Origin of the sequence: Pseudomonas sp. ICMP 460, from assembly GCF_002723595.1 — a bacterium.
Taxonomy (GTDB): domain Bacteria; phylum Pseudomonadota; class Gammaproteobacteria; order Pseudomonadales; family Pseudomonadaceae; genus Aquipseudomonas; species Aquipseudomonas kitaguniensis.
In genome coordinates this window covers 15358-28366 of record NZ_LKBR01000023.1, presented here as the reverse complement: position 1 = coordinate 28366, position 13009 = coordinate 15358, and the positions used below count along the sequence as shown (strand labels likewise).

The window sequence follows — 13009 nt, the reverse complement described above, 5'->3', positions numbered from 1 at the left end:
TAGCCGGGCAAGGCATTGCGCGGTTTAAAGCTTGAATTCATTTTGGTTATTAATAAATTCTTTTTTATTCCTTATTGGGTGAGTGACTCCCCCCTATACTGGCCAGCAACGCTAAACGTTGCAGGAGGGCACACCCATGCACAGCGAGTCGATTCGTTATCTGATCGTGCCGGGCTGGCAAGGATCGCCAGAAGAACATTGGCAAAGCCATTGGCAGAACAGCCTGCCTAACAGTGCGCGCGTGGAGCAGGCCGATTGGCTGACGCCGCGTCGCGAAGACTGGGTGGCTGCGCTGGCCGAGGCGATTGCTGCCGACAGCACGCCTGTCATCCTCATTGCCCATAGCCTGGGTTGCATCACCGTCGCGCATTGGGCCGCCACCGCGCCTGTGCAGTCTTTACGTCAGGTACGCGGCGCTTTACTGGTGGCTCCGGCGGACGTCGAACGGCCTGCCTGTTCGCCTGCTCTGCGCAATTTCGCGCCGATTCCGATTCACCTATTGCCGTTTCCCAGCCAAGTGGTCAGCTCCGACAATGACAGTGCCGTCAGCGCCCCACGCGCGTTGGAACTGGCACGTCACTGGGGCGCCGAAGCGGGCATTTTGTCTGGCGCCGGCCATATCAATGTGAAGTCCGGCCACCAGCGCTGGGAGCAGGGTTTCGCTTACCTTTATCGCCTGCAAAACCGCCTTGAGCACCACGCCCGGCGTAGTGCCTGAATTTTTTCAACGCCCCGTCCCTAGTGGATTCGGGGCGGGAGCCTGCCATGAGTCATGACACATTCGGCCAGCCGCTGCTGACCTTCCCCGATGCCGAAAAAAGCCCGCTGAGTATTCGCGCCAAGGCCTTGGTGTTTGTCGACCCGCGCTCGCGCAAGCTGCGCGAAGACCTGGAAAGCCTCGCGCCGCGTGCCTTGCCCGTGCTGATTCGCGGCGAGACCGGTAGCGGTAAAGAATTGCTGGCGCGGCATATCCACCGTGGCAGCGACCGCACCGGGCTGTTTGTCTCGGTCAATTGCGGCGCGATCAGCCCCACGTATGCCGACGCTGAACTGTTCGGCTACGCCGCCGGTAGCCACAGTGGCGCGGCCAGCAGCCGCGCCGGGTGGTTTGGCTCGGCCAACGGCGGCACCTTGTACCTGGATGAGATCGGCGACTTGCCGTTGCCCATCCAGGTCAAATTGCTCGCCGCCCTGGAAAACCACGAGGTCACTCGCGTGGGGGCTCATCAGCCCAGCCCGGTGGATGTGCGCCTGGTCGCTGCTACCAGCATCGACTTGGCGCAGGCCGTGGCGGCCGGCAAGTTTCATCAGCGGCTGTTCCATTACTTGAGCGAAGGCCGACTCGACCTGCCGGCGCTGCGCGAGCGCACCGGCGATATCTTGTCGCTGGCTGAATACTTCCTTGGCATTTACAGCCAGCGCCTGGATTTACCGGTGCCGCTGATCAGCGACGCCGCCCAACGCGTGTTGGAACACCACAGTTGGCCGGGCAATACGCGTGAGCTGGAAAACGTCATTCACTTTGCGTTGCTGGTCAGCAGTGGCGATGAGATTTTGCCTGAACATTTGAATTTGCCGACGGCGGGCTCAGCGCTGGAGCAGGTGCAGCGGATTTTCGCGAGTGCCAGCCCTGCTGAGCAGCAAACACTGCTTAAATTCCTGTATGAGCAAAATGGAATATCAACGTGAATAAAAGATATTGTTCGGGAATAAAAAATCTAGGTATTGTCCACCGCATGCCGCGATAGCACTTCGCTGGCACACCACAAAAAACGGTCGTCAGAGACGCCCCGGAATTTCGATAAGGACACTGCATGAAAAAGGTTCTGTTGTTTACCGCACTGGCGGCTGCCCTGACTGCCAGCTTCGCCCAGGCCAATGAGAAACTGGTCGTGGCCGCGACCCCGGTCCCGCACGCCGAGATCCTTGAGCTGGTCAAACCGACCCTGGCCAAAGAAGGCGTGGACCTTGAGATCAAAGTATTCACCGACTACGTGCAGCCTAACGTGCAAGTGGCCGAGAAGCGCCTGGACGCCAACTACTTCCAGACCCTGCCGTACCTGAAAAACTTCAACGAAGGCAAAGGCACCAACCTGGTCACCGTGATCGGCGTGCACGTTGAACCCTTCGGCGGTTACTCGAAGAAAATCAAGAAAATCGAAGATTTGAAAGATGGCGCCACCGTCGCCATCCCGAACGAAGGCTCCAACAGTGGCCGCGCGCTGTTGCTGCTGCAAAAGAACGGTCTGATTACCCTGAAAGACCCGACCAATGCCTTGGCCACGCCAAAAGACATCGCCAGCAACCCGAAGAACCTGAAGTTCAAAGAGCTGGAATCGGCCCTGCTGCCGCGCGTACTCGACCAGGTTGACCTGGACCTGATCAACACTAACTACGCGCTGGAAGCTGGCTTGAACCCAGCGAAAGACGCACTGATCATCGAAGACGCCAAGTCGCCGTACGTCAACTTCCTGGTGGCTCGCCCGGACAACAAAGACAGCGACGCAATCCAGAAGCTGGCCAAGGCGCTGACCAGCCCGGAAGTCAAAGCCTTCATCGATGCGAAGTACAAAGGCGCGGTAGTGCCTGCGTTCTGATGTAACTCAAAACCCCCTCAAGGTTTGAACGCCGACGGCTACCACAGCGTCGGCGTTTTTTTATGCCAGCATCAAAAACACTTTTTGTGTGGGAGCGGGCTTGCTCGCGATGGCATCAACTCGGTGTACCTGAGGGTCCGAGGTGCCGGCATCGCGAGCAAGACCGCTCCCACAGTTGACTGCATGCTGCTTGGGAGATCGGGTCGGCTGTCACCAAACGGGTGGCGCAAGAGCGTTATCTGTTTGGGTGATATGAATATGCTATTTGGGTATTTAAATTTTACTTTTTATACCTTTAAAGTTCGCGCTACCCGGCGTTACCCACGCCGGTTCGTATTGCGCTCGCTGCATACCCTTGCGGCGTCATGGACCCCAGATGACCTTCGATTTCGCATTTATCCTCAGCACCTTGCCGGCGTTTCTAAAAGCCGTTGGGGTGACGCTGCAAGTCGGCCTGATCGCCATCGCCACCTCCTTGCTGGTGGCGCTGATCAACGCGGCGCTGCTGGTGTTTCGCACGCCGTATCTGTCGCGCCTGGTGGCGGTGTACGTGGAGCTGGCGCGGAACACGCCGTTGCTGATCCAACTGTTCTTCGTGTATTTCGCCTTGCCGGCGCTGGGTTTCAATATTTCCGGGTTCTGGGCGGCGATCATCACCCTGACGTTTCTCGGCGGTGCTTACCTCACCGAAGTGCTGCGCGCAGGTGTGGAGGCGGTGCCGCTGGCGCAGATCGAGTCGGGCAAGTCCATTGGCTTGTCTGACTGGCAACTGCTGCGCCATGTGATTCTGCCCCAGGCCGGCATCCTCAGCCTGCCGGCACTGTTTGCCAATTTCATCTTTCTGCTCAAGGAGACCACCGTGGTTTCCGCCGTGGCGGTGCCGGAGATTCTCTACACCACCAAGAGCTACATCGCGCTCTACTACAAAACCTACGAAATGCTCGCCGTACTGACGCTGATTTGCGTGCTGTTGTTCTTGCCGCTGTCGCTGCTGCTCAGCCGCCTGGAAAGGAGGCTCCAGCATGGCCAGTTCGGGTCTTGAATTGTTATGGGTGTCGTTGCCGCAACTGGGCAAAGGCGCTGCGCAAACCCTGTCTATTTCGTTTCTGAGCATCGCCTTCAGCACGCTCGGTGGCGTGCTGTACGGCGTGCTACGCACCTTGAATAACCGGCTGATCAACGCGGTATTGCGTGTCTACCTGGAGCTGTTTCGGGCGATTCCGGTGCTGGTGTGGTTGTACTTGCTGTTTTTTGGATTGCCGATTTTCTTTGGCCTGAGCATTCCGAGTTTCTGGTGCGCAGTGCTGGTGTTGTCGTTGTGGGGCGCCAGCGAGGTGGGCGAAGTGGTGCGCGGCGCCTTGCATTCGCTGCCACGTGGTCAGCGTGAAGCCGGGTTGTCGATCGGCTTGTCTGGCCCGCAGTTGTACGGCTACGTGTTGCTGCCCCAAGCCCTGAAACGCATGACGCCGCCGACTATCAACGTCTACACACGCATCATCAAGACCAGCTCGCTGGCGGTGCTGATCGGCGTGGTGGACGTGATCAAGGTCGGCCAGCAAATCATCGAGCGCACCTACGAATCAGTGTTGATCTACGGCGCGCTGTTCCTGTTTTTCTTCTTTATTTGCTACCCGTTGTCGGCCGCCTCCAAGGTGCTGGAACGGCGCTGGGCGCAGGCATGAGTGCATTGATCGAGTTTCAGGGTTTCAACAAATTCTTCGGCGACCAGCAGGTGCTCAAGGGCATCGACCTGAGCGTGCAAAGCGGCGAAGTGGTGGTGATCCTCGGCCCCAGCGGTTGCGGCAAAAGCACGTTGCTGCGTTGCCTGAACGGGCTGGAAGTCGCGCACAGCGGGCACCTGCGCTTTGCCGGCAAGGCGCTGTTGGATAACAACACCGACTGGCGCCAAGTGCGCCAGGACGTGGGCATGGTGTTCCAGAGCTACCACCTGTTCCCGCACATGAGCGTGCTCGAGAACATTTTACTCGGCCCGCTGAAAGTGCAAAAACGCGAGCCTCGCGAAGCCCGCGCCCAGGCAGAAAAACTCTTGCAGCGCGTCGGCCTCGCCGACAAACGTGACGCCTTCCCGCGTCAGTTGTCCGGCGGGCAACAGCAACGCATCGCCATTGTCCGCTCGTTGTGCATGAACCCGCAGGTCATGCTGTTTGACGAAGTCACCGCAGCCCTTGACCCGGAGATGGTCAAGGAAGTGCTGGAAGTGATTCAGGGCCTGGCCCGCGATGGCATGACCTTGCTGATCGTCACGCATGAAATGGCCTTCGCCCGCGCGGTCGCCGACCGCGTGGTGTTTATGGAGGCCGGTCGCATCCTCGAACAAACCACCCCCGAAGAATTCTTTACGAACCCGCAAACCGCACGCGCGCAGCAGTTTCTGGAGAAGTTCTCCTTCGTTTCAACACTGCCCAAGAAAACCAAGGAACTGGAGCTGCCATGAAAAAGTTACTGCTGCCACTGTTTGCCGTCGCCTTACTGGCCGGCTGCGACAAGAAGGCCGAAGAGCCCGCGAAACCTGCCGCCGCTGTGAGCTACATCGACAAAATCAAGGCGCGCGACAAGCTGATCGTCGGCGTATTCACCGATAAGCCACCGTTCGGCTTTGTAGACGAAGCCGGCCGTTACGTTGGTTTTGATACCGACATCGGCCGCCAATTCGCCAAAGACCTGCTCGGCGATGAAAACAAAGTCGAGTTCGTCGCCGTGGAACCGGCCAGCCGTATTCCGTTCCTGCAAAGCGATAAAGTCGACCTGATCCTTGCCAACATGACCGTGACCCCTGAGCGCAAGGAAGCGGTGGACTTCACCAACCCCAACCTGAAAGTCGCCGTGCAGGCGCTGGTGCCACAAAACAGCTCAGTGAAAAGCCTGGATGACCTGGCCACCCGCACCACCATCGTCACCACCGGCACGACCGCCGACATCTGGCTGACCAAGAACCACCCGGACTGGAAACTGCTCAAGTTCGAGAAGAACTCCGAGTCGCTGCAAGCACTGTCCGCCGGGCGGGGGGATGCGTATGCGCAAGACAACCTGGTGCTGTTCAGCTGGGCCAAGCAGAACCCGGGCTACCGCGTGCTGGAAGAGAAACTCGGTGATGAAGCACCGATTGCGCCAGCGGTGAAGAAGGGCAATATCGAACTGCGCGACTGGGTGAATGCCGAGTTGGCGAAACTCGGTGAGGAGAAGTTCCTGCTTAAGCTTTACGACCAATACGTGCGCAAAGAACTGAGCGACGAGACCAAGCCCGAGAGTGTGATCGTTGAAGGCGGCAAGTGGCAGGGCTGATTTTACGCTGACTGTTCTACCGCTATCGCAAGCACGCCCGTTCCCGCCTTTGAGTGTGTTCACAAATCAAAATGTGGAAGCGGGCTTGCTCGCGATGCGGCCCTTACAAGCGCCACCTACTCAGGCCAATGCCAGGCCGGCGCATCCAAAAGCCCCTGGCCCACAATCCGCGTCTCGCCCATCACCTTCTCCAACACAATCGAATTGCACGCCTCATCCTGCTGCAGCGCCGCAATCAAGCGGCTGGCATGCGACACCACCCACACTTGGCATTGCCGGGAGGCCTGGATGATCAAGCGCGCCAACGCCGGCAGCAAATCCGGGTGCAGGCTGGTTTCCGGCTCGTTCAGCACCATCATTGTCGGCGGCCGCGGCGTCAGCAGCGCTGCGATCAGCAGCAGGTAACGCAGGGTCCCGTCTGACAGTTCCGCTGCGGATAACGGGCGCAGCAAACCTTCCTGATAAAACTCAATCGCAAAACGCCCGCCCTGCAGCGGTTGGATGTTCAGTTGCGCCCCCGGAAATGCATCGCTCACCGCCTGCTGTAATGCCGCCGGGTCGCCGATTTCGCGGATGGTTTGCATGGCCGCCGCCAAATCGCGCCCGTCGTGATGCAATACCGGCGTGCGCGTGCCTAATTGTGGTTGGCGGACGGGGGCATCCACATCGCTGCGAAAGTGGTCATAAAAGCGCCAGCCACGAATGCTTTCACGCAGCAGCAATACCTCGGGTGAGCCACGCAGGCTGCCGACCTGATCGAACAGGCTATGGTAGTTCGGTGTGTGCTGGGCCAATACATCCCAGGTACGGCCTTCGCGCGCTCGAACCATCGGCCCGGAGCGCTGCACCAGCAGGCTGGCCGGGCGGTAAATGGGACCGGCCCAGATGCATTCCTTTTTCACTTCCGGGTCCAGCGAGAAACACGACTGGCTGGGTTCGGGCATTCCCAGGGAAATGGCGTAGCTGAAATCTTCCCCCGCAAACCCCAGGCGCAGGCGTTTGACACCATTGCGCACGATGGGCTCCACCGGCACGTCGCGGTTGTGCATGCGGCGGCTGATGGTTTCCGGTCCGGCCCAGAAGGTCGAGTCCAGCCCGCCTTCACGCGCCAGGGCATTGATCACCCCGCCCTGAGCGGTTTCGGCCAGCAGGCGCAAGGCGCGGTACAAGTTGGACTTGCCGCTGCCATTGGGCCCGGTGACCAGATTCAACCGGTCCAGCGGTACCACCAACTTATTGATCGAGCGGTAATTGGCCACCGCGAGGGTTTTCAGCATGGGAGAGTTCGCGATTAGAGGGAGGTTGCATGTTAACCGCGTTGACACAGCGGGTGGATGTCGCAAATATCCTGAGTCTCTTGGCGTAGAACAGCTATAACGTGGAACCCTGATCCACGCTCACAGTCGCATACACACTGGCAAGTCGGCATCACGCAAAAGGAGCCTGCATGGGCGGTCGCACTTCGATATTTTTACTCAGCCTTGGCCTGTTGGCGCTGCTCAGCGGCTGCGGCGAGGAAAAGGCCGAACCCAAGGCGCATTCACGGGTGTTCGTGCAGACCGTGCAGCCGGTGGATTTCGCCGCAGCCGTGACCTTGACCGGCGATATTCAGGCCCGCGTGCAAACCGACTTGTCGTTCCGTGTGAGCGGCAAGATTATCCAGCGCATGGTGGATGTGGGCGACCGCGTCACCGCCAGGCAAGTGCTGGCCAGGCTCGACCCCAAAGACTTGCAGACCCGCGTCGATTCCGCCCAGGCTCAGGTGGTGGCCGAGCAGGCGCGCGTCAAACAAACCGCCGCCGCGTTTGTGCGTCAGGAAAAGCTCCTGCCCAAGGGTTACACCAGCCGTAGCGAATACGACACTGCCCAAGCCACGCTGCGCAGCAGCCAAAGTGCCTTGGCCGCCGCGCAAGCGCAATTGGCCGATGCCCGCGAACAACTCGGTTATACCGCGCTGATTGCCGATGCTCCCGGCGTGATTACTGCGCGCCAGGCCGAAGTCGGTCAGGTGGTGCAGGCCACCGTGCCGATTTTCAGCCTGGCCCGCGATGGCGAGCGCGACGCGGTGTTTAACGTGTATGAGTCGCTGTTGATGCAGCCGCCGCCGAACGCGCCGATCACCGTCAGCCTGTTGGATAACCCGAGCATCAAGACGCAGGGCAAAGTTCGCGAAGTCACGCCCGCTGTGGCCGCGAATACCGGCACCGTGCAAGTCAAGATTGCCTTGGCGGCGTTGCCCGACGGCATGCATTTGGGTTCGGTGGTGAGCGCTACCGGCAACGGCCCGGCCAAGTCGAGTATCGAGCTGCCCTGGTCGGCCCTGACCAAAGACCTCAGCGAACCCGCCGTGTGGTTGGTGGACGCCGACGGCAAAGCGCAACTGCATAAAGTCAGCGTGGCGCGTTACCTCACCGGCAAAGTGATTATTGGCGACGGCCTCAAAGGCGGCGAAAAAGTCGTGGTTGCCGGTGGGCAATTGCTGCACCCCGGCATGCTCGTCGAGATCGCGCAGCCGCCGGATCAGGCTCAGGCCCAAGGAGTGCAGCCATGAAGCACCTGACGGCTGTAATCGCCGCCAGCCTGTTGCTGGTCGCCTGCTCCAAGCAAGAGGCGCCGCCAGAGCCGGTGCGCCCGGTGCTGTCGATGGAAGTCAAAGCCGAAGACCAGGAAAACCTCGGGCGTTTTGCTGGCACCCTCCAGGCCCGCTACGAGAGCAACCTGGGTTTCCGCGTGCCTGGCCGTATCGCCCGCCGCGCGGTGGATGTGGGCGCGCAAGTGGAGAAGGGCGCCTTGCTCGCGGTGCTTGACCCAACCGACCAACAAAACCAACTGCGTTCGGCGCAAGGCGACCTTGCCCGCGTGCAGGCGCAGTTTATCAATGCCCAGGCCAACGCCCGGCGCCAGCAGGAATTGTTCAACCGCGGCGTTGGCGCCCAAGCCCAGTTGGACGTGGCCCAGACCGACTTGAAAACCACCCAGGCCACCCTCGACCAAGCCAAAGCCTCGGTCAACCAGGCCAAGGACCAGCTCAACTACGCCGAACTGCGCACCGACCACGCCGGCATCGTCACCGCCTGGAACGCCGAGGCTGGCCAGGTGGTCAGCGCCGGCCAGCAAGTGGTGACCGTGGCGCGCCCGGACATCAAGGAAGCGGTGATCGACCTGCCCGCCGGCCTCGCCGAGCGCCTGCCCACCGATGTGGTGTTCAAGGTCGCGGCGCAACTCGACCCGAGCGTCAACACCACTGCCATCGTGCGCGAAATTGAACCCCAGGCCCAAAGCGCTACGCGCACTCGCCGCGCACGCCTGACCTTGACCGAGACGCCAGCGGCGTTTCGTTTGGGCACGGCGATCAGCGTGACGTTGAGTTCGGCCATCGCGCCACGCATCGAGCTGCCCCTCAGCGCCTTGCAGGAAGTCGACGGCAAAACGCGTATCTGGCTGCTCGACACGCAAAGCCAGACCGTGCAGCCGCGTGACATCAGCGTGATCAGCCGCGACGCCGACAGTGCCGTGCTCAACGGCGGCGTCAAGGCCGGCGAACGCATCGTCACCGCCGGTGTGAACAGCCTGAAACCCGGGCAAAAAGTCAAAATCGACGAGGGCAGCCCGCGATGAAAGGGAGCTTCAACTTATCCGACTGGGCACTTAAGCATCAGTCCTTCGTCTGGTACCTGATGTTCGTCGCGCTGCTGATGGGCGTGTTCTCGTACATGAACCTGGGCCGTGAGGAAGACCCCTCGTTCACCATCAAGACCATGGTGATCCAGACCCGTTGGCCTGGCGCCACCCAGGAAGAAACGCTCAAGCAGGTCACCGACCGCATCGAGAAAAAACTCGAAGAGCTCGACGCCCTCGACTACGTGAAAAGCTACACCCGGCCGGGCGAGTCCACGGTGTTCGTGTTCCTCAAGGACACCACCAGCGCCAAGGCCATCCCCGAGATCTGGTACCAGGTGCGCAAGAAGATCGACGACATTCGCGGCACCTTCCCGCAGGGTTTGCAGGGGCCGTCGTTCAATGACGAGTTCGGTGACGTATTCGGCTCGGTGTATGCCTTTACCGGCGACGGCCTGTCGATGCGCCAGTTGCGCGACTATGTTGAACAGGTGCGCGCCGAGATCCGTTCGGTGCCGGGGCTGGGCAAGGTCGAGATGATCGGCCAGCAGGACGAAGTGATTTACCTGAATTTTTCCACGCGCAAACTGGCGGCCCTGGGGGTTGATCAGCGCCAGGTCGTGCAAAGCCTGCAGTCGCAAAATGCGGTGACGCCCGCCGGTGTGATCGAGGCCGGGCCGGAGCGCATTTCCGTACGCACGTCGGGGCAGTTCGCCTCGGAAAAAGACCTGGCCAACGTCAACCTGCGGCTGAATGACCGGTTCTATCGTCTGGCCGACATTGCTGATATCACCCGTGGCTACGTCGACCCGGCGCGGCCGATGTTCCGCTTCAACGGCAAGCCGGCGATTGGTTTGGCCATCGCCATGCAGAAGGGCGGCAACATCCAGTCATTCGGCAAAGCCTTGCACACGCGCATGGACGAGCTGACCGCCGACCTGCCGGTGGGCGTCGGCGTACACAAGGTCTCCGACCAGGCGGAAGTGGTCGAAGAGGCCGTCGGCGGCTTTACCAGCGCGCTGTTTGAAGCGGTGATTATTGTGCTGGTGGTGAGCTTTATCAGCCTCGGCATGCGTGCCGGGCTGGTGGTGGCGTGCTCGATTCCGTTGGTGCTGGCGCTGGTGTTCGTGTTCATGGAATACAGCGGCATCACCATGCAGCGGGTGTCGTTGGGTGCCCTGATTATCGCCCTCGGCCTGTTGGTGGACGACGCGATGATCACCGTCGAGATGATGATCACGCGCCTGGAAAAAGGCGAAACCAAAGAACAGGCCGCGACCTACGCGTACACCTCCACGGCCTTCCCGATGCTCACCGGTACGCTGGTCACCGTTGCGGGTTTTGTGCCGATCGGCCTCAACGCCAGTTCCGCGGGCGAATACACCTTCACGCTGTTCGCGGTGATTGCCGTGGCGATGCTGGTGTCGTGGGTGGTGGCGGTACTGTTTGCGCCGGTGATCGGCGTGCACATCCTCAGCACCAACGTGAAACCGCATAACAACGAACCGGGGCGTATCGGGCGTGCGTTCAATGGCGGCATGCTCTGGGCCATGCGCAACCGCTGGTGGGCGATCGGCATCACCGTGGGGCTGTTTGTGGCGTCGGTGTTCTCGATGCAGTTTGTGCAGAACCAGTTCTTCCCGTCGTCGGATCGCCCGGAAGTTCTGGTGGACCTGAACCTGCCGCAAAACGTCTCGATCAACGAGACGCGCAAGGCCGTCGACCGCCTTGAAGCGATCATCAAGGACGACCCGGACATTGCGCGTTGGAGCACCTACATCGGCCAGGGCGCGATTCGTTTTTACCTGCCCCTCGACCAGCAATTGGAAAACCCTTACTACGCGCAGTTGGTCATCGTCAGCAAAGGCCTGGAAGAGCGCAGCGCGTTGATTGCGCGCCTGCAAAAACGCCTGCGTGATGACTTCGTCGGCGTCGGCAGCTATGTGCAGCCACTGGAAATGGGCCCGCCGGTGGGGCGCCCGATCCAGTACCGCGTGTCTGGCAAAGACACCGACCAGGTGCGTAAACACGCCATCGAGCTGGCGACATTGCTCGATCAAAACACCCACTTGGGCGAGATCATCTACGACTGGAACGAGCCGGGCAAAGTGCTGCGGGTCGACATCGCCCAAGACAAGGCGCGGCAACTGGGGCTGTCGTCGGAAGACGTGGCGCAGTTGATGAACAGCGTGGTCAGCGGCGCCTCGGTGACTCAAGTGCACGACGATATTTACTTGATCAACGTGGTCGGCCGCGCCGAGGACGCTGAGCGCGGTACGCCGGAAACCTTGCAGAACCTGCAAATCGTCACGCCCAACGGCACCTCGATTCCACTGCTGGCCTTCGCCACCGTGCGCTATGAGCTGGAGCAGCCGCTGGTGTGGCGTCGCGACCGCAAGCCGACCATTACCGTCAAGGCCTCGGTGCGCGATGAAATGCAGCCCACTGACCTTGTGAAACAGCTGGCGCCGACCATCGAAAAATTCAGCGCGGGTTTGCCGGTGGGTTACAAGGTGGCCACCGGCGGCACCGTCGAAGAAAGCGGCAAGGCCCAAGGCCCGATCGCCAAAGTGGTGCCGCTGATGCTGTTCCTGATGGCGACGTTCCTGATGATCCAACTGCACAGCGTGCAGAAGATGTTCCTGGTGGCGAGTGTCGCGCCGCTGGGCCTGATCGGCGTGGTGCTGGCGCTGATCCCGACGGGAACACCGATGGGCTTTGTGGCGATCCTGGGCATCCTCGCGCTGATCGGCATCATCATCCGCAACTCGGTGATTCTGGTGACGCAGATCGATGCGTATGAGAAAGACGGCTACACGCCATGGGATGCGGTGGTGGAAGCCACCGAGCACCGGCGTAGGCCGATCCTGCTCACCGCAGCGGCGGCCAGCCTGGGCATGATCCCGATTGCGCGCGAAGTGTTTTGGGGGCCGATGGCTTACGCGATGATCGGCGGGATCATCATTGCGACCTTGCTGACGTTGCTGTTCCTGCCGGCGCTCTACGTGGCCTGGTATAAAATCCGCGAGCCGAAGAAAGACCAGCAGGAACAACACAGTTAAAAATGTGGGTGGTTCAGTCAGGCTATTTGGTGACTGGTGGACCGCTTTCGCGAGCAAGCCCGCTCCCACATGGGGAGTGTGTGGCAGTTAAACATGTGGGAGGGGGCTTGCTCCCGATAGCGGTGTATCAGTCGCCGGGTGTGGTGGCTGAACTGCGGCTTTCGCGAGCAAGCCCGCTCCCACAGTTGGAGTGTGTTGCAGTTAAACATGTGGGTGGTTCAGCCAGCCTATTTGGGGACGGGTGCAGCGCTTTCGCGAGCAAGCCCGCTCCCACAGTTGGAGTGTGTGGTAGTTAAACATGTGGGTGGTTCAGTCAGCCTATTTGGTGACTGGTGGACGGCTTTCGCGAGCAAGCCCGCTGCCACATGGGGAGTGTGTGGCAGTTAAACATGTGGGTGGTTCAGCCAGCCTATCTGGTGACGGGTGGAC

The 13009-nt window shown here is 60.5% G+C and carries 11 protein-coding genes; 10 read left to right on the top strand and 1 reads right to left on the bottom strand.

The window, feature by feature from the left end; all coding sequences use genetic code 11:
• Positions 1–136: 136 nt before the first annotated feature.
• The 7 genes from AO240_RS16465 to AO240_RS16430 all read left to right on the top strand — a co-directional run bounded on the left by AO240_RS16465 (position 137) and on the right by AO240_RS16430 (position 5900).
• Positions 137–718: an alpha/beta hydrolase gene (locus tag AO240_RS16465; RefSeq protein ID WP_099237471.1), complete on the top strand. Its 582-nt coding sequence runs from the start codon at positions 137–139 to the stop codon at positions 716–718.
• A gap of 47 nt (positions 719–765) precedes the next feature.
• Positions 766–1689 carry a sigma 54-interacting transcriptional regulator gene (locus AO240_RS16460; protein WP_099237469.1) on the top strand — a complete coding sequence of 308 codons (924 nt, stop codon included), beginning with the start codon at positions 766–768 and terminating at the stop codon, positions 1687–1689.
• Positions 1690–1814: 125 nt separating this feature from the next.
• Positions 1815–2597 (top strand): MetQ/NlpA family ABC transporter substrate-binding protein, encoded by a 783-nt coding sequence (locus tag AO240_RS16455; RefSeq protein ID WP_099237467.1) that lies wholly within the window; start codon positions 1815–1817, stop codon positions 2595–2597.
• Between the two features lie 376 nt (positions 2598–2973).
• On the top strand, positions 2974–3639 hold the full coding sequence (locus AO240_RS16445; RefSeq protein ID WP_099237465.1) for an amino acid ABC transporter permease: 666 nt from the start codon (positions 2974–2976) through the stop codon (positions 3637–3639).
• Positions 3620–4279 carry an amino acid ABC transporter permease gene (locus AO240_RS16440; RefSeq protein WP_099237463.1) on the top strand — a complete coding sequence of 220 codons (660 nt, stop codon included), beginning with the start codon at positions 3620–3622 and terminating at the stop codon, positions 4277–4279. Before AO240_RS16445 ends, AO240_RS16440 begins: the two co-directional genes overlap by 20 nt.
• A complete protein-coding gene (locus tag AO240_RS16435; RefSeq protein WP_099237461.1) occupies positions 4276–5052 on the top strand; it encodes an amino acid ABC transporter ATP-binding protein in 777 nt (258 codons plus the stop codon). Before AO240_RS16440 ends, AO240_RS16435 begins: the two co-directional genes overlap by 4 nt.
• Positions 5049–5900: a transporter substrate-binding domain-containing protein gene (locus AO240_RS16430; protein ID WP_099237459.1), complete on the top strand. Its 852-nt coding sequence runs from the start codon at positions 5049–5051 to the stop codon at positions 5898–5900. The genes AO240_RS16435 and AO240_RS16430 overlap by 4 nt, the downstream gene beginning before the upstream one ends.
• A gap of 116 nt (positions 5901–6016) precedes the next feature.
• Here AO240_RS16430 and AO240_RS16425 read toward each other — a convergent pair whose 3' ends face one another.
• Positions 6017–7177: an AAA family ATPase gene (locus AO240_RS16425; protein WP_099237457.1), complete on the bottom strand. Its 1161-nt coding sequence runs from the start codon at positions 7175–7177 to the stop codon at positions 6017–6019.
• A 170-nt stretch (positions 7178–7347) separates the two neighbouring features.
• Here AO240_RS16425 and AO240_RS16420 point away from each other — a divergent pair, with 170 nt between their 5' ends.
• The 3 genes from AO240_RS16420 to AO240_RS16410 are packed head-to-tail and all read left to right on the top strand — an operon-like array spanning position 7348 to position 12580.
• A complete protein-coding gene (locus AO240_RS16420; protein ID WP_099237455.1) occupies positions 7348–8451 on the top strand; it encodes an efflux RND transporter periplasmic adaptor subunit in 1104 nt (367 codons plus the stop codon).
• Entirely contained in the window at positions 8448–9518 is a 1071-nt protein-coding gene (locus tag AO240_RS16415) for an efflux RND transporter periplasmic adaptor subunit (RefSeq protein WP_099237453.1), read from the top strand. The genes AO240_RS16420 and AO240_RS16415 overlap by 4 nt, the downstream gene beginning before the upstream one ends.
• Positions 9515–12580: an efflux RND transporter permease subunit gene (locus AO240_RS16410; RefSeq protein ID WP_099237451.1), complete on the top strand. Its 3066-nt coding sequence runs from the start codon at positions 9515–9517 to the stop codon at positions 12578–12580. Before AO240_RS16415 ends, AO240_RS16410 begins: the two co-directional genes overlap by 4 nt.
• Positions 12581–13009: the final 429 nt, after the last annotated feature.